We start from the raw sequence: 20,412 nt of genomic DNA, 5'->3' as shown, positions 1-20,412 counted from the left end.
AGGTTGGACTGCTTGTACTGAATATGATGATCGTCATATTTTGGTGTCAAAAAATGGCTGCGCAGAGGCAGCCGCCGATTCAAACGTCGTATTGGGCGATCAGCGCGGCACGGGTGGCCGGCAGCAGGGCGCGGCCATCGTCGCCAAGTGCGCGCGCCAGCTGCAGCGCGCCGACCAGGGTGCTGGCAAGCAGGAAGGCGCGCTCGGGCGGCGCCTCCGCCGGCAAGGCAGCGCGTGCCCGCTCGACCAGGGCGCCGACGCGCTGGCGCGAGGCATCGAGCAGCGTGGCGTCCTGGCGCGGCATTTCGGAACCGAGGGCGGCGACGACGCAGCCGCGCTCGCAGTTGGCGACGTGGACGTCGGCCAGGTAAGCCTCGACCAGCGCCGCGACCGGAGTCGCGCCCGCTTCCTGCAGGGCGACGATGCGGCGGTTCAGGGATTTTGTGCTGTCCGCACCCGCATGTTCGATGGCAGCCGCGAGCAGGGCCTCGCGCGACTTGAAGTGGGCGTAGAAGCCGCCGTGGGTCAGGCCGGCTTCCTTCATGACCTCGGCCACGCCGACGCCGGCATAGCCATGGCGGCGCACGGCGCGCGCGGCGGCGTCGAGGATGCGGCCGTGCGATTGTTCGCGGCGGGTCTGTTTCGATTCGGTAGTCATGACGAGTGCGTAGGAAATATGATGATCTTCATATTATGAGCATCATATTTTGAAGTCAAGCGGCTTTTTCGACGGCCTGGACCGTGAAACGGGCCTCCTGTCGTGATCCGGTTGAGGTTGCGCTCGGTCTTTCCTATATTGCTCACTTGATAAAATTGTTATGGAGAACGTCCAATGGATATTCGCGCATCGCGGCGGCTGGCTGCAGCCTGCCTGCTGCCGCTGTTCGCCTTCGCCTCGATCCCGGCCGCGGCGCAAGTCGATCTGACCAGCCTCGACCGCGACATGGCCGGGCCGCGCGCCCAGGTGCTGGTGCTCGGCACGATCCACCTGCGCGGCCTGCCGCCGAGCTTCAATCCGGCTGCGCTCGACCCGGTACTCGACAAGCTGGCCGCCTTCAAGCCGGAGATCGTCACCATCGAGGACGAGAACGGCGAGGAATGCGACCTGGCGGCGCGCCACGCCGCCAGGTACGGCGCCGATTACTGCGAATCGGTCGCGGCCGCGCGCGCCGCCACCGGGCTGGACGCGCCGGCGGCGATGGAAGAAGCGCGCAAGCTGCTCAAGGCCTGGCCGGCACAGCCCACGCCGCCGCAGCGCCGCCGCCTGGCCGCGCTGTTCCTGGCGTCCTACGACAGCGCTTCGGCCTATGTGCAGTGGCTGCAGCTGCCTCTTGGCGAACGGCGCAGCGGCGATGGCCTGGACGCGGTGCTGGTCGCGCAACTCGAGAAGCTCGGCAAGCGCAACGACGAGAGCTACCAGATCGCCGCGCGCCTGGCTGCGCGCCTCAGGCTGGCGCGCGTGTATGCGGTCGACAACCATACGGGCGACCTCACTGAGGTGCCCGACGTCAAAGCCTTCGTGCGCGAGATCGAGGCCGCGTGGGCGCAAGGCGGTGCGGTCTTCGCACCGAGGAAGAAGCGCGAGGAAGCCTTGAGCGGTGCGCCCGACCTGCTGCCGCTGTACCGCGCCATCAACGAACCCGAAGGCTTGCGCGCGCTGGCCGAAGCCAACGTCGTGCCGGCCCTGCGCGCGCAATCGCAGGCGGGCTATCCGCAGATCTGGGTCGCTGGCTGGGAGATCCGCAACCTGCGCATGGTCGCCAACATCCGCGAAACCTTCCGCGAACGCCCCGGCGCGCGTGTGCTGACGGTGGTGGGCGCCTCGCACAAGCCGTGGTTCGACAGCTGGCTGGGACAGCTGCAGGGCGTGGACATCGTGGACGTGCAGAAGGTGCTGAAGTGAGACCGCTTATTGCATGAAGCCGTCCAGCTCGGCCGCGATCTGCTGCGCCAACTGGTGGATGTGAAAACCGTCGACGAAGCCGTGGTGCGCCTGCACCGAGAACGGCAGTTGCAGGCGTCCGGCAGGGCCATCCCTGAACCGGCCCCAGGCCAGCGACGGGATGTCGGGCGAGCCGAGCGAGGCGGCCGGATGCTGGATCGAGGTGAAGTCGAGCCAGGGGATGCAGGTGATGAAAACCTGGTCCTTGCACTGGCGCGGCGACAGGGCGGCGTACGCGTTGTTCAGGGCCGTCATGGCGCAGGCTTGGTCGCGCGCCGCCATGCCGCGGGCGACGAATTCGCGCAGGTCGTCGGACCAGTCGAACAGGGCGAAATTCAGGTCGTTGTTGTGGTTGACGACGGTGAACGAGGGCATCAGGCGGTCGATCTCGATCACCTCGCCCTCGAACACGCGGTAGCGGAAGTTCTCGATCTTCAGCACCGCGCGCAGCACGGCGCACAGCAGCACGTGGAAGGGCGGCAGGCCCTGCGCCTTGCACCAGGGGCGGTAGTCGGGCAGGTCGAGCGTGAAGCAGAGGTTGACCGCGGGGCTGTCCATGCGGTCGAAGAGGTCGAAGCGGTCGCGCCGCTTGTCGAAGTTGTGCATGTCGGTGGGTGCGTGTGAGGCAAAGGGCGCCATTTTCGCACATGGGGCCAAAGCCACGCCGCGTCGGCGCATGCGGTGATCCGCGTGGGCAGAGCCCACCCTACGTATAGATGTGATCAGCCGTGTACCGTAGGGTGGGCTCCGCCCACGCGTCATCACCGTTCGATCAGCGGCGAAGCAAAACTTATTGCGCCGCCCAACCCCCATCCATGTTCCACGCCACGCCGCGCACCTGCGACCCCGCCGGCGAGCAGAAGAACACCGCTAGCGCGCCCAGTTCGTCCGGCGTCACGAATTCGCCCGACGGCTGTTTCTCGGCCAGCAGCGCGCGCTTTGCCGCATCGTTCGTCACGTTCTCGCGGGCGGCGCGGTCGTCGACCTGTTTCTGCACCAGCGGGGTCAGTACCCAGCCCGGGCAGATCGCGTTGCAGGTGACGCCGGTTTGCGCCGTCTCCAGCGCGGTGACCTTGGTGAAGCCGACCAGGCCGTGCTTGGCCGCGACATACGCCGACTTTTGCGCCGAACCCACCAGGCCGTGCACCGACGCCAGGTTGATGATGCGGCCCCAGTTCTTCTGCTTCATGCCGGGCAGGGCCAGGCGCGTAGTGTGGAAGGCGGAGCTGAGGTTGATGGCGATGATCGCATCCCATTTCTCGACCGGAAAATCCTCGACGGCGGCCACGTGCTGGATGCCGGCGTTGTTGACCAGGATGTCGACGCCGCCGAACTTCTCCTGCGCGAAGGCCATCATCGCCTCGATCTGCCCGGGCTTCGACATGTCGGCGTTGTGGTAGGCGGTCTGCACGCCGAATTCGGCGCCGATGTCGGTATGGAGCTTCTCGATCTGCTGGGCGTCGCCGAAGCCGTTGAAGACCAGGTTGGCCCCTTGTTCGGCCAGTGCGCGGGCGATGCCGAGGCCAATGCCCGAGGTCGAGCCGGTGACGAGTGCCGTTTTACCGCTGAGCATACTGGATTTCATCTTGTCCTCTGTAGGGTGGGTGTTCGGGGTTCTTGCGCGGAATTGGTAGAATTCTAATCGCTCGGGCAGTTAAAATGTGCGGCTGGGCCGAATCGAGCGTCAAAACCGAGTACCAATATCGTCAACTGGAGCAGCGTGTGAGCGAAGTCAGGATCAAGAGCGTGCAGTGCGCCTCGCCGGCCGGCCTGCACCGGATCGCCTACAAGGAGTGGGGCGATCCGGACAACCCGCGCGTGCTGGTGTGCGTGCACGGCGTGACCCGCGTGGCCGACGACTTCGATGCGCTGGCGCGCGACCTGTGCAACCATTACCGCGTCGTCTGCCCCGACGTGGCCGGACGCGGTCGCTCGGAACGCCTCGCCAATCCGCAGCTGTACGCGCTGCCCCAGTACGTGGCCGACATGGTGACGCTGATCGCGCGCGTCACCGCGGGCGGCGCCGACAAGGTGCACTGGTTCGGTACGTCGATGGGCGGCCTGATCGGCATGGTGCTGGCCTCGCTGCCCGGTTCGCCGATCACGCGCCTGCTGCTCAACGACATCGGCCCGACCCTCGACGGCGCGGCCCTGAACCGCATCGCCGACTACATCGGCCAGGACTTGCGCTTTCCCGATTACGCCAGCGGCGCGCGTTTCGTGCGTGAGGTATCGGCGTCGTTCGGGCCGCACACCGACGAACAGTGGGACAAGCTGGCCGCCGACGTGCTGCGCGAGCAGCCGAACGGCGAATGGGTGCGCCATTACGACCTGGCGCTGGCCCAGCCCTTCAAGGCGATGGGCGTGGAACGCGCGAAGCAGGACGAGGCGCTGCTATGGCACGCCTGGGATGCGATCGCTTGCCCGACGCTGCTGGTGCGCGGAGAGCTGTCCGACCTGCTGTCGCACGAGACCGCGCAACTGATGACGACGCGCGGGCCGAAGCCGCAACTGGTCGAGATTCCCGGTGTCGGGCACGCGCCGACCTTTGTCCAGCCCGGGCAGATTGCCATCGCACGCGCATTTTTAACGGGCGCCTGACAGCGCCCAGAACACGAAAGAGAACATGGAAATCAAACGACTTCACGTAGGCAAGCGCCTGTCCGAAACCGCCATCCACAACGGCACCGTCTACCTGGCCGGCCAGATCGCCGAAGACACGACGCAAGACATCGAAGGCCAGACGCGCGAAGTGCTCGGCCACGTCGACCGCCTGCTGCAGGAAGCCGGCAGCGACAAGACCTGCATCCTGATGTGCCAGATCTACATCGCCGACATGGCGCATTTCGCCGGCATGAACGCGGTCTACGACGAATGGGTCGCCTCCGGCCACACGCCGCCGCGCGCGACCGTCGAAGCAAAGCTTGCCAATCCGGCCTGCCTGGTGGAGATCGTCGTCACCGCCGCACTGCGCTGATCGTCGATGGTTTCGACCGCCGCACTCGGCGACGCCGCAACAGGATTGGTATCGGGCCTGAGTCCCGAGGAATGCGTGCGCATCCAGCACGCGCTCGACTATGCCTCGGCCGCCTATGGCGAACGCGCCTGCTGGTCCGGCCAGAACGCGTTCGAATTTTCGCTGGGCGTGGCCGGCACGCTGGCCTACCTGCGCAGCGACGTCGAAACGCGCATCGCCGGGCTGCTGTTCGAACTCGTGATCGTCGAGCCGCCGCTGGTGGAAACGCTCGAGCGCCTGTTCGGGCCCGAGGTGGCGAGCCTGGTGCGCGGCGTGCAGCAGCTGATCCGCCTGCGCGACCTGACGGTCGGCCAGCAGGCGGTCGGACGCGGCAAGAACGCGGCCCAGCAAGCCGGTGCGCAGGTGGAAACGCTGCGCAAGATGCTGCTCGCGATGGCGACCGACATGCGCGTGGTCCTGATCCGCCTCGCCTCATGCATCACGGCGCTGCGCTGGTTCGCCGAGCAGAAGCGCTTCGACGAACTCACCCACGACTATGGGCGCGAGGTGATGGACCTGTACGCGCCGCTGGCGAACCGCCTCGGCATCTGGCAACTGAAGTGGGAGCTGGAAGACCTGGCCTTCCGCTTCATGCAGCCCGATACCTACAAGCGCATCGCCAGGATGCTGGAAGAAAAGCGCATGGCGCGCGAGGGCTTCGTCGCGTCCTCGATCGAACGGCTCGAACGCGAGCTGCACGCGGCCGGCATCAAGGCCGAGGTCAGCGGACGCCCGAAGCACATCTACAGCATCTACAACAAGATGCGCGGCAAGGACCTCGATTTTTCGTCGCTGTACGACGTGCGCGCCTTCCGCGTGATCGTGCAGGACGAGAAAACCTGCTACACGGTCCTGAGCCTGGTGCACAACATCTGGACCCCGATCCCGAGCGAATTCGACGACTACATCGCGCGTCCGAAACCGAACGGCTACCGCTCGCTGCACACGGTCGTCACCGCCGAAGACGGGCGCCCGCTCGAAGTGCAGGTGCGCACCCAGGAAATGCACAGCTTCGCCGAGTACGGCGTGGCCGCGCACTGGCGCTACAAGGAAGAAGGCGGCTCCAACTTCAAGAGCCAGAAGTACGACGAGAAGATCGCCTGGCTGCGCCAGCTGCTGGCCTGGAAGACCGATGTGACCGACGTCACGGACGTCGCCGCCGCCGAGGAAGACCAGAAGGAATGGGTCGAAAAGCTGAAAGCGACCACGCTCGACGACCGCATTTTCGTGCTGACGCCGCAGGCGCGCGTGCTCGAACTGCCGGTCGGCGCGACCCCGATCGACTTCGCTTATCACCTGCACAGCGAAGTCGGCCACCGCTGCCGCGGCGCCAAGATCGATAGCGTGATGGTGCCCCTGAATACGCCCCTTAGCAACGGCCAGACCTGCGAGATCATCACCGCCAAGGGCCCGGCCGGCAGCCAGGGCCCGTCGCGCGACTGGCTCAGCCCCGGCTACACGGTCAGCAGCCGGACGCGATCGAAAATTCGAGCGTGGTTCCACGCGCTCGAGCTGGCCGAGACGCTGGCGCAGGGGCGCGCCCTGGTCGAAAAATCGCTGCAGCGCGAAGGCAAGACCGCGGTCAACCTGGAAGCGCTGGCCCATAAACTCGGCTTCGCCAAGGTCGACGATTTGTTCATCGCGGTGGGCAAGGAGAAGTTCAGCCTGCGCCACGTGGAAGCGGCGCTGCACGAAGCCGTGGAAGCGCCGCCGCCGGACGACGCCGCGGTGGTCAACAAGAGCCGCGCCTCGAGCGTGGAGCAGGGCGCGAAATCGGGCGTGCTGGTGGTCGGCACCGAGGGCTTGATGACGATGCTGGCGCGCTGCTGCAAGCCGGCGCCGCCGGACCCGATCGTCGGCTTCGTCACGCGCGGCAAGGGCGTGTCGATCCACCGGCTGTCGTGCAAGAATTTCGCCGAGATGCGCTCCAAGGCGCCGGAACGGGTGATCCAGACCGAGTGGGGCCGCGGCGTGATCGAGACCGTGTACCCGGTCGACATCTTCATCCTCGCGATCGACCGCCAGGGCCTGCTGCGCGATATTTCGGACGCCTTCCTGCGCGAGAAGATCAACGTCACGGGCGTGAATACGCAGACCACCAAGGGGCAGGCGCGCATGGTGTTCACGGCGGAGATCGGGTCGACGGCGCAATTGCAGAAGGCCTTGAGCGCGATCGCCGAAGTCGGCGGCGTGCAAGAGGCCCGCAGGTCGTAGGGTGGGCTCTCGAGCCCACGCGGTTGAACAGGTGCTTAACCGCGCGAGTAGACACATTCGGTCAGCATGCGTCGCGTGGTTTTGCATCGGGTTCGATATGCCGACGCCGTACCGCCTGGGCACAAGTGCCCACCCTACGCGAAACATGATACGTAATCTCATGCATACTTGCTAAAACCGTATCATATAACCATGCGCCGAACCCTCCACCTCGCCACCCGCCCCAGCCTGTGGGGCCTCGCCCTCGCGCGCTACCTGCGCAGCTGGTGGTACATGTTCTTCCTCGGTGCGGTGGCCGTCGTCACCGCGCTCACGCCGTCGAGCTACAATCGCGCCAGCCGCCTGAACACGGCGCGCTACATCCACGCCAGCACCTGGCAGGTGCTGCCCTGGTTCACGCTGCTCTCGGCGCTGATCAGCCTCGTCATCATCCGCATCGTGCTGGTCACCGCCATGAGTTACGGCCTGTCGCGCTATGCGCTGGAGATGGTGGTGCGGGTGCTGGTGCTGGAACTGATCCCGCTGTCGGCGGCGCTGTTCGCCGCGCTGCGTTCGAGCATGGCCTTCGATGCTTCGGCGCTGGGCCTGGCGCGCGCCGGGCTGCCGGCTGCCGAGGTGAATGCCGAAGCGCTGCGCCGCCTGCGCCGGGACCTGGTGCCGCAGCTGTTCGCGAATGCCTTTGCGGTGCTCAGCCTGGCGATGGTCAGTTCGACCATCGTGCTGCTGCTGGCCTATCTGAACGTGTATGGCCTGTCGCCCTGGGGCGTGTCCGACTACACGCGCACCGTCGGACGCGTGTTCGAGCCGGTCGTCGCGATCGGCTTCGTGCTCAAGACCGTGCTGTTCGGCCTGGCCGTGGCGGTGATCCCGACCGCCGCCATCCTCGAGCTGCAGCGCTATCCGCGCCGCCTCGGTTCGAGCGTGCAGCCGGGCGCGCTGCGGCTGCTGTTCGTGCTGTTGCTGATCGAAGGCGCGTCGCTCGCTCTCAAATATATTTAAGAATCTATCCATGATCGATACCACTCCTGACGAGCCGGCCCATGTCGAAACCAAGGCCATGATCCTGCTGGCGCTGGTCGCCGCGCTGATCGTCGCCTTTGTCCTGTACGTGATGTACGCGCGCGGCGTGTTCGAGGCGACGCAAAAGCTGATCCTGACCACCGAGAATTCCGAAGGCGTCATTCCCGGCATGGACATGACCTTCGCCGGCTTCCCGATCGGGCGCGTGCGCCTGGTCGAACTGGCGCAGGACGGCAAGGTGCAGGTGGTGGTCGACGTCACGAAATCCGACGCCAAGTGGCTGCGCGCATCCTCGGTCTTCACCCTCGAGCGCAGCGTGGTCGGCGAGACGCGCCTGCGCGCGTTTACCGGCGTGCTCGACGACGACCCGTTGCCGGCCGGCGCCGTGCGCCCGATCCTGCGCGGCGACGTGACCGCCGAGATCCCCGGCCTGGTGGCCACCGCCAAGTCGCTGCTCGACAACCTGGAGAACATGACGGCCGAGGGTTCGAGCGTGGCCGGCAGCCTGGAAAACCTGCAAACCCTGACCGGGCGCCTGTCGGGCAAGTACGGCCTGCTGAGCGGCGCGCTCGGCGACGACGAAGCGAAAAAATTCGTCGGCACGCTGCAGCGGCTCGACGGGCTGCTGGCGAAGACCGATCAGCGCCTGTACGGCAAGAAGGGCGTGGTCGACGATGCGCAGGCGGCGGTGGTCGAGCTGCAGGGCGTGCTGCGGGATGCGCGCACGACGCTGAAAAAGGTCGACGCCGTGCTGGTCGAGGCGCAGGCGGTCGGCGCGAATGCGCGCGTGGCCACCGACGACCTGGGCGCGCTGCGCGGCGAAGTCGATGCCAGCCTGCGCAAGGTGAATCGGCTGGTCGACCAGGTCAACCGCAAGTGGCCGTTCGCCGGCAAGACCGAGGAGATCAAGCTGCCATGAAAACGACCACCTTGTTGATTGCGCTGCTGCTGGCCGGCTGCGCCAGCACGCCGGCGCCCCCGAGCTGGCAAGCGGACGCGAAAGATGCGCTCGACGGTTTCACCGACGATTACCTGCGCGGGAAAACGGCTGCCGCCAACGCGGAATTTGCACGCGCGCGACGCGAGACAAGCAGCACCGGGCGCGCGGATCTCGTGGCGCAGGTCGAACTGGTGCGTTGCGCGGTGTTGTCGGCAAGCCTCGAATTCGACGGTTGTCGCGGATTTGTCGCGTTGGCCCCCGACGCCACGCCGCAGCAGCGCGCCTACGCCGCCTACCTCGACGGGCGCTGGCAAGGGCTCGACCTGGCGGCCTTGCCCGAGCAGCACCGGCCGGTGGTCGCCGGCGGCGCCGTTGCCGGCGTGGCGGACCCGCTGGCCCGGCTGGTTGCCGCCGGCGCTTCTCTCAAGGCCGGGCGGATCGGGCTTGAAACGATCGAGGCGGCCACGCAAACGGCTTCGCTGCAGGGATGGCGCCGGCCCTTGCTGATGTGGCTGGGCGTGGCCTTGCAGCGCGCACGCGCGGCGGGCGACGCCGCCGCGGTGGCGCAGCTCGAGCGCCGCATCGCGCTCGCTTCAGGCGCCGATTCGGGTAGCGCTGCGGGCGCCGCTTCGGGCCCCGATTGAAGCGCGCGCCGGCACCGGCTTGCGCCGTCCCGGCATCTGTTAGACTGGATGCATGACCGCCACCCCAACCTCACTCGGGCAGCGGGTGCGCGCCCTGCATCCTGCATCACTTGCCACGCTGCTGTGCGGCCTGGCGGTCAGCTCGCTGCTGTTTTTCATCCTGCAGGCTTCCGAGGATGCGCGCTACGAGTTCGAAGTCGACCGCCGGGTGCAGGCACGCGCCGCGGCGCTTGCGCTCAGTTTCGAAAACGCGGCTGAATCCATGCGCGCGACCAATTTCCTGCTGGACGCAACCGGCGGGGTGAGCGAAGTGCAGTTTGCCAAGTTCACCGCGCCGCTGATCAAGACCCATTCCTACATCCAGGCGTTGGCGGTCTACCATTTCGTTCCCGGCGCCGAGCGCGCCCGCTACGAAGCGCGGCGCGCCGCCGAGTGGCCCGGCTTCGTCATTCGCGAACGCCGCGGCCAGGGATTCGTGCCCGCGGGCGAACGCCCGCTGTACCTGCCGCTGGCGATGATCGAACCGATCCCGGCCGACCATGTGGCGCATGGCTACGATATCTGGTCGTTCGCGCCGCACCGCGCGCTGCTCGACCGGACCATGGCGCGCGGCCGGCCGACGGCAAGTGGCGTGATCCGGCTGATCGAGCCGCGCGGCGCCCATGGCCTGGTGATCGCCATGCCGCTCGCGCCGGGCAGCGGCGGGGCCGGGCCGGGCGGCGCCGCCGGCGTGACCGAAGTGGTGATCGACGTTGGCAAGCTGGTCACTGAAAACCTGCGCCGCGGCACCTTGCTGCAGCATCGCGGCGTCGAAGTGCGGCTCTCCAGCCGGGCCGACGGCAGCAGCACGATGCTGGAAGTGGCGCGTTACGGCGATGCCGGACCCGACGAGCCGGACTGGTGGGGCAAGCTGGTGGGCGCCCACGTGCTCGGGCGGGTGCGCAGCTTCGATGTGTACGGCCAGACCTGGGAGGTGCGCGCGTATGCGGCCGAGACAGCCGCGGTGCACGTCGGCTCGAGCGCGCTGCTGCTGCTGGGCCTGATGTTCACGCTGGCGCTGACCGGCTACGTCAACGCCAGCGTCACGCGCCGGCGCCAGGTCGAGCGGCTGGTCGACGTGCGTACCGCCGACCTGAAGCATGCCTCGGAGGCGATGCGCCTGTATTTCCGGGCGATCGAGGCCAGTGCCAATGCCGTCATCCTGGTCGACGCCAGGCGCCCCGGCTATCCGATCGAGTACGTCAACCCGGCCTTCGAGCGTATGCGCGGCTACGCCGCCCACGAGCTGGCCGGACGGGCGCTGGAGGACTTCGTCGTCGGCCTGCCCGAACAGGCCGCCGTGCATGAACTGCTCAATACGATGCGCGCGCAGCGCGAAGGGCATGCGATGCTGCGCCTGGTGCGCAAGGACGGCAGCGAACTGTTCGCCGAGGTGTACGTGGCACCGGTGCACGGCGCCGACGGCAGCACCGAACACTTCGTGATCACCGAATACGACGTGACGACCGCCAAGCGCTACGAGGAGGAGCTCGGCCACCGGGCGCGCTACGATACCCTGACCGGCCTGCCCAACCGCCTGCTGCTGACCGACCGCATCGAGCGCGCCATGGTATTCGCCGGTTCGCGCGGCGGTGCGGCCTGGGTGGTGGCGCTCGACCTCGACCACTTCAAGTACGTCAACGACAGTCTCGGCCATCCGGTCGGCGACCGCCTGCTGTGCCAGGCCGCGGCGCGCATCGCGGCGGCGGTGCGGCCCGCGGACACGGTCGCCCGCACCGGCGGCGACGAGTTCGTGCTGTTGCTGGTCGACCGCAACGACGACGACCAGGCGCTGGCCACCGTCAACGACGTCCTGCACGCGCTCAGCCTCGCCTTCGAGGACGAGGGCCAGCGCCTGCACCTGACCTGCAGCGCCGGCATCGCCGCCTTTCCGTCCGACGGCCAGGACGCCGAAGCCCTGGTGCGCAACGCCGAAATCGCGATGTACCGGGCCAAGGAAGCGGGCCGCAACACCGTGCGCTCCTACCTGCCGGGCATGAACGAGCACGTGCGCGAACGCCTGGCGCTGGCCGACGCGCTGCGCGGGGCGCTCGACGGTGCGCAATTCGAGCTGCACTACCAGCCGCAGGTCGCGCTCGAGACCGGCGCGGTAGTCGGCATGGAGGCGCTGATCCGCTGGCGCCATCCGGAGCTGGGCATGGTGCGCCCCGACCGCTTCATCTCGCTGGCCGAGGACACCGGGCTGATCGTGCCGATCGGCGCCTGGGTGCTGCGCACTGCCTGCCTGCAGGCAGCGGCCTGGCAGCGCGCCGGCCACGGACCTTTGCGGGTGGCGGTCAACCTGTCGTCGCTGCAGTTCCGCGAAACCGGCCTGGCCGGCATGATCCGCGACATCGTCGCCGAGGCGCAGCTGGCGCCATCCTGCCTGGAGATCGAACTGACCGAAAGCCTGGTGATGGACGAGGTGGAGTGCGCGATCGCGACCATGCGCGAACTGAAGGCGATGGGCGTGCAGCTTGCGATCGACGATTTCGGCACCGGCTATTCGAGCCTGGCTTACCTGAAGCGCTTCCCGGTGGACGTGCTCAAGGTCGACCAGACCTTCGTGCGCGACATCGAAACCGATGCCGGCAGCGCCGCCATGGTGGGGGCGATCATCTCGCTCGCGCACGACCTGGGCATGCGCGTCATCGCCGAAGGCGTGGAAACGGCGCCGCAGCGCGACTTCCTGCGCACGCGCCGCTGCGACGAAGTGCAGGGCTACCTGTTCAGCCGCCCGCTGCCGGCGGCCGAGTTCGGGCGGATGCTGGATGGGTTGCGCGACCCGGTGCCGGCGCAGGGGGCCTAGGCGCCGCGCTCAGGCCACGCTTTCGCGCGTCGGGACGCTGCGGAGCGCCCACGGCAACGCATTGTGAATCGTGGTCGCCGCGATCGCCGCCTGCCCGGCCGCCACCGCGATCTGGTTCAGGCCGCGCACCACGTCGCCGATCGCATACAGCCCCGGTACGCAGGTGCGCTGGTGGTCGTCGACCACGACCTTGTCGCATTCCGCAGTCTCCACGCCCAGCTTCGCCCCCAGCCCGGAGCGGGCCGATTCGCCCAGCATCGGATAGAACACGTCGAACTCGCGGCTCTCGCCATCGGCCGTGTTGAGCACCGGTTTCATGTCCGGGCTCAAGGTCACGCCCAATAACGGCGACTCGATGTAGCGCACCCCGGCCGCGGCGATCTGGCGCCGCTCGTCTTCGCTCAGCATGGGCTCGGTGCTGCGGTCGAACAGCGTCACGTGCTCGCTGAATGAACGCATGAAGAGGGCGTGGCCGACCGGGTTGGTGTCGTTGGTGACGACGGCGATGCGCCGGTCCATGACGTCGAAGCCGTCGCACACGGGGCACAGGCGCACCGCGCCGCTGGCGACGGCTTCGCGCCAGTTCTCGATCGGCAGGCCGGCGTCGGCCACGCCGGTGGCCAGCAGCACGGTCAGGGCGCGGATCGGGTGGGTGACGCCGGCGTCGTCCTGGTAGTCGCCGACGAAGTGGCCGTCTTCCAGGCGCAGGTCGGTGATCTCGCCATGCAGCACGTCGCCGCCGTAGTTGCGCAGCTGGTGGGTCAGGTTGGTCAGCAGCTGGCCGCCCGGCACGCCTTCGGGAAAGCCGGGGTAGTTGTGCGAGACCGGGATCAGGCACAGGCGGCTGTTGCCCTTGTCGACGACGACGACGTTGCGCGTGAAGCGGCGCAGGTAGATGGCGGCGGTCAGCCCGCCGGGGCCGCCGCCGATGATCAGGCAATCGAAAACGCGTTCGGTAATGGGGTTGGCAATTTCGCTCATGCCCCGATTATCGTGACAGGCGCAATTGTGTCCTATCGGCGCGCGTGCCCAGGCCGGGTAAGCGCAGGCTTACAGATGCTGGCGTCGAGCGGGTGGCCGTCGGGGCCTTCCGGCTGCAGGGTGACGTGGTCGATGCCGTGCCTGGCGAACAGCATATCGCGCACGCGCTGCAGCACCGCCGGCCACTCGGCCAGGCTGCGGATCTCCAGGTGGCCGATCAGGGCAGGGTGGCCGGGCGACATGTCCCACACGTGCAGGTCGTGCACCGAGAGCACGCCCTCGACTTCGGCCAGGTCGGCGCCGACCTGCAGGTAATCGATCCCGTGCGGCACGGCTTCCATCAGGAAGTGGGAAGACTCGCGCAGGATGCCCCAGGTCGAGCGCAGGATCAGCAGCGAAACGAAGATCGACAGGATCGGGTCGATGCGCACCCAGCCGGTGAAATAGATGATGGCGCCGGCGGCGATCGCGGCCACCGACCCCAGCAGGTCGCCCATCACGTTCACCAGCGCCGCGCGGGTATTGATGCTCTGGGTGTCGCGCGACAGCACCCAGGCCACGAGGATGTTGATGCAGGCGCCGATCGCGGCGACCACCAGCACCACGCCGCCTTGCACGGCTTGCGGGTGCAGCAGCCGCTGCGAGGCTTCGTAGACGATCCAGCCGACCAGCACCAGCATCGCCAGGCTGTTCACGAAAGCCGCCAGCGCCTCGGCGCGCACGAAGCCGAACGAGTGGCGCGAGGAGGGCGGGCGCTTGGCGACCACCTGGGCCAGCAGCGCCAGGCCGAGCGCGGCGGCGTCGGTGACCATGTGGCCGGCGTCCGAGATCAGCGCCAGCGAATTGCTCATGACGCCGGTCACGGCTTCGATCACGGCGAACAGCAGCGTCAGCGCCAGTGCGATGGCCAGCGCCTTCTGGCTGCGCGCCTCGATGAAGTGGCCATGGCTGGCGTCGCCGTCGAGGTGGGCGTGCAGGTGTTCGGAAGTGGGTGCGGCTGGCATGGTCGTTCAGGAAGTGAAAACTAGCCGGCAGTGTAATGGATATCGCCGCCGGCCGTGTCCCTCAGGCGGCGTGCGCCGCGCTGCCCGGCGCCGCGATCACCCGGCACGCCTCCTCGTAGAATGCCCCGACCAGCTGCGCATGCGGCGAATACGGCGAGGAGAACAGCCCCATGCGGCGCACCGGCGCGCCCTGCGGCAAGGCCAGCCGCACCAGGCCGAGGCGGTCCATCCATTCCGCCGCCCAGTCCGGCACCAGGGAGACGCCCAGGCCCTGCGAGACCAGGGTCGCGATCGCCATGAGGCCGTCGATTTCCAGCCGTTCGTTCGGGTGCAGGTTGTGCTGGCGCAGGTAGCGGTCGGCCAGGCGCCCGCCCCAGACGGTGCGGTCGTAGCGGATGAAGGGTTCGCTGGCGATCAGGTCGAGCGGGTCGCGCGATGCCAGCTGCGGCGGCACCAGCACGATCAGCGGTTCTTCGACCAGCTGGCGCCACTCGTGGCCCTTGGGGATGATGAACTGGGGCTCGACGATGATGGCGGCGTCGAGTTCGCCCTTGAGCACGCGCGGGTAGAGCAGGCTCGAGGTGCCCGGTTCGATGAAGACCTTCAGCTTCGGATGGCTGCTGTAGAAGCTGCGCAGCACCGGCGGCAGGAAGCCGGTCAGGGCCGAGGCCGACACGCCCAGGCGCAGTTCGCCGATGCTGGTTTCGTCGTTGGCGATGGCGCGCAGGTCGCGCACGTCGCGCAGCACGTGGCGGGCGCGGTCGAGGATCTTCAGCCCGGCCTGGGTCGGCTTGACGCGGCGCCCGGCGCGCTGCACCAGCGGCTGGCCCAGCTCTTCTTCCAGCGCGCGCACGCGCGCCGCAATGGCTGCCGCGGTCAGGTTCAGGCGCCGCGCCGCCTCGGCGATCGAGCCGCATTCGACCACGGTGACAAAACTCTGTACGTACTGTGTATCCATGCCGTCCGGTATCTATTGATGTCCGGACGAATGATAGCGTGGAATGGTCCTAATCCGGACGAATCCCCGCTGTGCGCACGATGCCGCTCCATTTCGGCAGCTCGGTCTTCATGAAGGCGGAGAACTGGTCGGTATTGGTGCCCATCACCGTCAAGCCCTGCTGGTCGAGTTTCGAGCGCAGTTCCGGGTTCTTCAGCGCCACGGCGATTTCGTTGTTGATGCGGCCGATGACGGGTTTCGGCGTATTTTTCGGTGCAAACAGCCCGTACCACGTCAGCACCTCGAAGTTGGCGAAGCCCGATTCGGCCACCGTCGGCACGTTCGGCAGGCTGGGCGCGCGCGCCAGGCTGGAAATGGCGATGGTCTTGACCTTGCCCGACTTGATGAAGCCGGCCACCACCGGCAGGTTGGCGAACATCACCGGCACCATGCCGGAGACGACGTCGGTCAGCGCCTGCGATTCGCCTTTATAGGGTACGTGGGTCAGCTTGACGTTGCCCTTCAGGTTGAACAGTTCGCCGGCGATGTGCTGCGGCCCGCCGCTGCCCGACGAGGCGAAGGTGGTGACCTTGCCGCTTCTGGCCAGCGCCACCAGTTCCTGGACGGTATTGGCCGGCACCGACGGGTGCACCACCAGCACCAGCGGCATCGACACCAACTGTGTCACCGGGGTGAAGTCCTTGATCGGGTCGAAGGCGAGCTTCGGATACATGCTCGGGGCGATCACCATGGTCGACTGCGAGGCCAGCATCATCGAATAGCCGTCGGCGCCGGAGGTGGCGACGTTGGCGGCGGCGATGGTGCCGGTGGCGCCGGGCTTGTTCTCGACCACCACCGGCTGTCCCATCTGCGCCTGCAACTGGTTGCCGATCTGGCGCGCGACGATGTCGGCGCCGCCGCCGGGCGCGAAGCCGACCACGATGCGGATCGGCCGCTCCGGATAGTCGCCCGCCTGAGCCGGCAGCGCCATGGCGGCAGCTGTAACGGTGATCACGGAAAGGGGCAGGACGGCGCGCTTCAGCGCGGTTGACAGCGTGAACAGCATGGTGGTCTCCTTGAGTATGATCGTCATGTACTGCGTTGGCGCTGCCGCCTCTGTGGGCGGCATGCGGCCGGATGCTGTGTGGCTTCAGCTGACCACGCCGATATTCCAGGGCACGAATTCGTGGTCGCCCAGGCCCAGTTCTTCGCTGCGGGTGCGGTTGCCGGAGGCCGTCCTGAGCATCAGCTCGAAGATCTTCTGGCCCATCTGGCCGACGGTGGCGGTGCCGTCGAGGATTTCGCCGCAGTTGATGTCCATGTCATCGACCAGCTTTTCGTACATCGGCGTGTTGGTGGCGAGCTTGATCGACGGCGTCGGCTTGGCGCCGAACATCGAGCCGCGGCCGGTGGTGAAGCAGATCAGGTTGGCGCCGCCGGCGATCTGGCCGGTCGCCGAGACCGGGTCGAAGCCGGGCGTGTCCATGAACACGAAGCCGGGTTGCGTCACCGGTTCGGCATAGCGGTACACCTCCATCAGGCCGGTGGTGCCGCCCTTCATCGAGGAGCCGAGCGATTTTTCGAAGATGTTGGCAAGTCCCCCCATCTGGTTGCCGGGACTGACGTTGCCGTTGATTTGCACGTCGCGTCCGGGCGAGTATTCGTCCTTCCACCAGCGGATGCGTTCGACCAGCTTGGCGCCGATCTCGGGACTGCGCGCGCGGCGGGTGAGGGTGTGTTCGACGCCGTAGATCTCGGGCGTCTCCGACAGGATGGCGGTGCCGCCGTGGCGCACCAGGATGTCGACCGCCGCGCCCAGTGCGGGATTGGCCGTGATCGACGAGAAGCCGTCGGAGCCGCCGCACTGCAGGCCGATCTTCAGGTGGCTGGCCGATACCGGCTGGCGCCGCACCAGGTTCGCCTCGGGCAGCAGGCCGCGCACCGCCTCGATGCCGGCTTCGATGGTCTTGCGGGTGCCGCCGTTTTCCTGCATGACGAAGGTATGCAGGCGGCTGTTGGTCTGCAGGCCCTGGTCCTTCAGCAGCAGCGCCAGCTGGTTGCGCTCGCAGCCAAGGCCGACGATCAGCACCGCGGCGAAATTGGCGTGCAAGGCATAGCCGCCGAGCGTGCGGCGCAGCAGGTCCATCGGCTCGCCCGACATCTCCATGCCGCAACCGAGTCCATGGCTGAGGGCGACCACGCCGTCGACCTGCGGGAAATCGGCCATGCGCTCGGGCGTAAACCATGCGGCGATGCGATGCACGACGGTGGCCGAGCAATTCACCGTCGACAGGATGCCGATGTAGTTGCGCGTGCCGACCTGGCCATTGCTGCGCACGATGCCGTCGAAGGTGGCCTGCTGTTCGGGCGGCAGCAGCGGGACCGGCGCGTAATGCTGGGCGTGCGCATAGTCGCGGTCGAATTCGCGGAATTCGGTGTTGTGGGAATGGACGTAGGTGCCGGCGGGGATGTCGGTCGCGGCGAAGCCGATGCAGACGTTGTACTTGAGGATGGGCTCGCCGGCGGCGAGGTCGCGGGCGGCAATCTTGTGCCCGGCCGGCACCTGGCTGCGCGACACGAACCCTTCGGACGGCACCGCGGTGCCGATCCCGACGTTGACGCGGGCGACGACGACGTTATCGGCTGGGTGCAGGCGGATGATGGGGCCTGTGATCTGCTTTTCGCTGGTGGCAATCATGGAGCGCTCTGTGGTTGAAGTTGAAACGATAACGAGGCTCCATCTTTTCATTATCGAAAGATGAAAACAATCTTCTTTTTCCATCTTCAATCGCAAATTATTTTTGGGTCTGGCGCCTGTCCGCCAGCCAGAGAACAAAAAATTATTATGGTGTGAAGACGCCAGCACCCTGTTTTTCGGTGGAAATAATAAATCGATAATGTTCCAGCCGGCCCGCGCCCGCAGTGGGCCTGTATGGGCTATACCAAAACGGAGCTACGATGAACACTTCTACCGGCCTGCGCGGCGTCTTCGCGCCCGTGATCACCCCTTTCGCGGCGGACCTGTCGCCCGACCCCGCGCGCATGGTGCGCCATTGCCGCTGGCTGCTCGGGCAGGGCCTGGGCCTGGCGGTCTTCGGCACCAATTCGGAAGCCAATTCGCTGTCGACGGGCGAAAAGATCGCGCTGCTCGAGGCGCTGGCCGCCGGCGGCATCCCGGGCGAGCGCATGATGCCGGGCACCGGCTGCTGCGCCTTGACCGATACGGTCGACCTGACGCGCGCCGCGCTCGCGCATGGCGCCGGCGGGGTGCTGATGCTGCCGCCGTTCTATTACAAGGGCGTTTCCGAGGATGGCCTGTTCGCCAGCTACAGCGAAGTCATCCAGCGCGTGGGCGACGCGCGCCTGCGCATTTACCTGTATCACATCCCGCAGGTGTCGAACGTGCCGATCGGGTACGGCCTGATCGAGCGCCTGCTGACCGCCTACCCGGAAACGATCGCCGGCATCAAGGACAGTTCGGGCGATTGGGAGAACACGCGCGGCATGATCGAACGCTTCGGGCCGCGCAGCTTCAACGTCTTTGCCGGCAGCGAAAACTTCCTGCTGGCGACCCTGCGCGCCGGTGGCGCCGGCTGCATTACCGCCACCGGCAACGTCAATCCGGGCGCCATCGTGCGCCTGTTCCAGAGCTGGCAGGAAGCCGATGCGGACGCGCAGCAAAAAGCGCTGGACGCGGTGCGCGCGGTCTTTGCGTGCTTTCCGATGATCCCGGCGCTCAAGAGCGCCGTCGCCCACTGGGCCGACGATGCCGGCTACGCCGCGGTGCGCCCGCCGCTGGTGAAACTCGACGCCCATCAGCGCCACGAGCTGCTGGCGGCGTTGGGAGCGCTCGACTTCGCGATGGCCGGACTCTGACATGCACGACTTATTACAGATCGGGACCTTCCCGGCGCCGGCCCAGGCCCTCATCGGCGGCGCCTTCCATTGCCATAGCCTCGAACAAGTCGAGGCGGACGAGGCCTTGCGCGAACGCGTGCGCGGCATCGTCACGCGCGGTAACTACGCGGTGCCGCGCAGCGTGATCGAACGCCTGCCGCGCCTGGGCGTGATCGCCTCGATGGGCGTCGGCCACGACCTGATCGACCTGGGCGCCGCGCGCGAGCATGGGGTGCTGGTCGCCAACACGCCGGACGTGCTCAATGACGCCGTGGCCGAACTGTGCGTCGGCCTGCTGTTCGCGCTGCTGCGGCGCCTGCCGCAGGCCGACCGCCACGTGCGCAGCGGCGCCTGGAAAGAAGGCGTGTTCCCGCTGGCGACGCAATTGTCGGGCAAGCGGGTCGGCATCGTCGGCCTGGGCCGGATCGGCAAGGCGATCGCGCGCCGGCTGGAACCGTTCGGGGTGGCGATCGCCTACCACGGGCGCAGCGACCAGCAACTAGACTGGGATTACCAGCCGGACCTGCCGGCGCTGGCGCGCACGTCCGACGTGCTGATCCTGATCGCGCCGGGCGGGGAAGGGACGCGCCGGCTGGTCGGCGATGCCGTGCTGGACGCGCTCGGCCCCGAAGGTTACCTGATCAACGTCGCGCGCGGCTCGCTGGTCGACGAGGCGGCGCTGCTGGCCGCCCTGGAAGCGGGCCGCATCGCCGGCGCCGCGCTCGACGTGTTCGAGAACGAGCCGGAGATCGACGCGCGCTTCCTGGCGCTCGACAACGTGCTGCTCACCCCGCACATCGGCAGCGCCACCCACGAGACGCGGGCGGCGATGGCGCGCCTGACGCTGGACAACCTGCTGCGCTTCTTCGACGACGGCACGGTGCTCACGCCCGTCTACGGCGCCTGAAGCGACATGCGCGGGAACATAAAACTTCTATCTTTTGAAGATGGGTATGCCTACTTTGTTTT

At 67.3% G+C, this 20,412-nt stretch carries 18 protein-coding genes; 10 read left to right on the top strand and 8 right to left on the bottom strand.

All coding sequences use genetic code 11. From position 1 onward, the window contains the following. Nucleotides 1-79: 79 nt before the first annotated feature. On the bottom strand, nucleotides 80-658 hold the full coding sequence (locus AC56LG_RS18500; RefSeq protein WP_497167527.1) for a TetR/AcrR family transcriptional regulator: 579 nt from the start codon (nucleotides 656-658) through the stop codon (nucleotides 80-82). Nucleotides 659-832: 174 nt separating this feature from the next. Between AC56LG_RS18500 and AC56LG_RS18495 the strand changes: the two genes are divergently transcribed. After that, entirely contained in the window at nucleotides 833-1,903 is a 1,071-nt protein-coding gene (locus AC56LG_RS18495; protein ID WP_497167526.1) for a DUF5694 domain-containing protein, read from the top strand. A 6-nt stretch (nucleotides 1,904-1,909) separates the two neighbouring features. Here the strand turns inward: AC56LG_RS18495 and AC56LG_RS18490 are convergent, their stop codons facing one another. Then, the gene (locus AC56LG_RS18490) at nucleotides 1,910-2,548 is read right to left on the bottom strand and encodes a CatA-like O-acetyltransferase (protein ID WP_497167525.1); all 639 of its coding nucleotides are present in this window, start codon (nucleotides 2,546-2,548) and stop codon (nucleotides 1,910-1,912) included. 184 nt (nucleotides 2,549-2,732) lie between these two features. Continuing rightward, nucleotides 2,733-3,527, bottom strand: a complete 795-nt coding sequence (locus tag AC56LG_RS18485) for a 3-hydroxybutyrate dehydrogenase (RefSeq protein WP_497167524.1) — start codon at nucleotides 3,525-3,527, stop codon at nucleotides 2,733-2,735. Nucleotides 3,528-3,664: 137 nt separating this feature from the next. Here AC56LG_RS18485 and AC56LG_RS18480 point away from each other — a divergent pair, with 137 nt between their 5' ends. From AC56LG_RS18480 to AC56LG_RS18450, 7 genes are all read left to right on the top strand, one after another. Then, nucleotides 3,665-4,543, top strand: a complete 879-nt coding sequence (locus AC56LG_RS18480) for an alpha/beta fold hydrolase (protein ID WP_497167523.1) — start codon at nucleotides 3,665-3,667, stop codon at nucleotides 4,541-4,543. Nucleotides 4,544-4,568: 25 nt separating this feature from the next. After that, nucleotides 4,569-4,919, top strand: coding sequence for a RidA family protein (locus tag AC56LG_RS18475; RefSeq protein WP_497167522.1), 351 nt, complete (start codon nucleotides 4,569-4,571; stop codon nucleotides 4,917-4,919). A gap of 6 nt (nucleotides 4,920-4,925) precedes the next feature. After that, nucleotides 4,926-7,172 carry a RelA/SpoT family protein gene (locus AC56LG_RS18470; RefSeq protein ID WP_497167521.1) on the top strand — a complete coding sequence of 749 codons (2,247 nt, stop codon included), beginning with the start codon at nucleotides 4,926-4,928 and terminating at the stop codon, nucleotides 7,170-7,172. Nucleotides 7,173-7,364: 192 nt separating this feature from the next. Further along, complete coding sequence (locus AC56LG_RS18465) at nucleotides 7,365-8,171, top strand: MlaE family ABC transporter permease (RefSeq protein WP_497167520.1); 807 nt, start codon at nucleotides 7,365-7,367, stop codon at nucleotides 8,169-8,171. A gap of 10 nt (nucleotides 8,172-8,181) precedes the next feature. Further along, nucleotides 8,182-9,111 (top strand): MlaD family protein, encoded by a 930-nt coding sequence (locus tag AC56LG_RS18460; protein ID WP_497167519.1) that lies wholly within the window; start codon nucleotides 8,182-8,184, stop codon nucleotides 9,109-9,111. Continuing rightward, nucleotides 9,108-9,776, top strand: coding sequence for a hypothetical protein (locus AC56LG_RS18455; RefSeq protein WP_497167518.1), 669 nt, complete (start codon nucleotides 9,108-9,110; stop codon nucleotides 9,774-9,776). Before AC56LG_RS18460 ends, AC56LG_RS18455 begins: the two co-directional genes overlap by 4 nt. Nucleotides 9,777-9,828: 52 nt before the next feature. Beyond that, a complete protein-coding gene (locus tag AC56LG_RS18450; RefSeq protein ID WP_497167517.1) occupies nucleotides 9,829-12,624 on the top strand; it encodes a bifunctional diguanylate cyclase/phosphodiesterase in 2,796 nt (931 codons plus the stop codon). 9 nt (nucleotides 12,625-12,633) lie between these two features. Here the strand turns inward: AC56LG_RS18450 and AC56LG_RS18445 are convergent, their stop codons facing one another. From AC56LG_RS18445 to AC56LG_RS18425, 5 genes are all read right to left on the bottom strand, one after another. Then, nucleotides 12,634-13,605, bottom strand: a complete 972-nt coding sequence (locus AC56LG_RS18445; protein ID WP_497167516.1) for an NAD(P)/FAD-dependent oxidoreductase — start codon at nucleotides 13,603-13,605, stop codon at nucleotides 12,634-12,636. Between the two features lie 32 nt (nucleotides 13,606-13,637). Then, nucleotides 13,638-14,609 carry a cation diffusion facilitator family transporter gene (locus AC56LG_RS18440; RefSeq protein ID WP_497167515.1) on the bottom strand — a complete coding sequence of 324 codons (972 nt, stop codon included), beginning with the start codon at nucleotides 14,607-14,609 and terminating at the stop codon, nucleotides 13,638-13,640. 61 nt (nucleotides 14,610-14,670) lie between these two features. Further along, nucleotides 14,671-15,567, bottom strand: coding sequence for a LysR substrate-binding domain-containing protein (locus tag AC56LG_RS18435; protein ID WP_497167514.1), 897 nt, complete (start codon nucleotides 15,565-15,567; stop codon nucleotides 14,671-14,673). Nucleotides 15,568-15,616: 49 nt separating this feature from the next. Further along, nucleotides 15,617-16,639, bottom strand: coding sequence for a Bug family tripartite tricarboxylate transporter substrate binding protein (locus AC56LG_RS18430; RefSeq protein ID WP_497167513.1), 1,023 nt, complete (start codon nucleotides 16,637-16,639; stop codon nucleotides 15,617-15,619). Between the two features lie 57 nt (nucleotides 16,640-16,696). After that, on the bottom strand, nucleotides 16,697-18,244 hold the full coding sequence (locus AC56LG_RS18425) for a UxaA family hydrolase (RefSeq protein WP_497167512.1): 1,548 nt from the start codon (nucleotides 18,242-18,244) through the stop codon (nucleotides 16,697-16,699). Between the two features lie 260 nt (nucleotides 18,245-18,504). On the opposite strand from AC56LG_RS18425, the gene AC56LG_RS18420 reads away from it, so the two are divergent. Together AC56LG_RS18420 and AC56LG_RS18415 are read left to right on the top strand one after the other, a co-directional pair. Then, on the top strand, nucleotides 18,505-19,422 hold the full coding sequence (locus AC56LG_RS18420; RefSeq protein WP_497167511.1) for a dihydrodipicolinate synthase family protein: 918 nt from the start codon (nucleotides 18,505-18,507) through the stop codon (nucleotides 19,420-19,422). A gap of 1 nt (nucleotide 19,423) precedes the next feature. Continuing rightward, nucleotides 19,424-20,350, top strand: a complete 927-nt coding sequence (locus AC56LG_RS18415; protein WP_497167510.1) for a 2-hydroxyacid dehydrogenase — start codon at nucleotides 19,424-19,426, stop codon at nucleotides 20,348-20,350. The last annotated feature ends 62 nt before the right edge of the window (nucleotides 20,351-20,412 follow it).

This window comes from Telluria sp. ZB2R32, assembly GCF_059685715.1.
The sequence above is the reverse complement of the archived record's forward strand: the minus strand, read 5'-3'. Positions and strand labels throughout refer to the sequence as shown.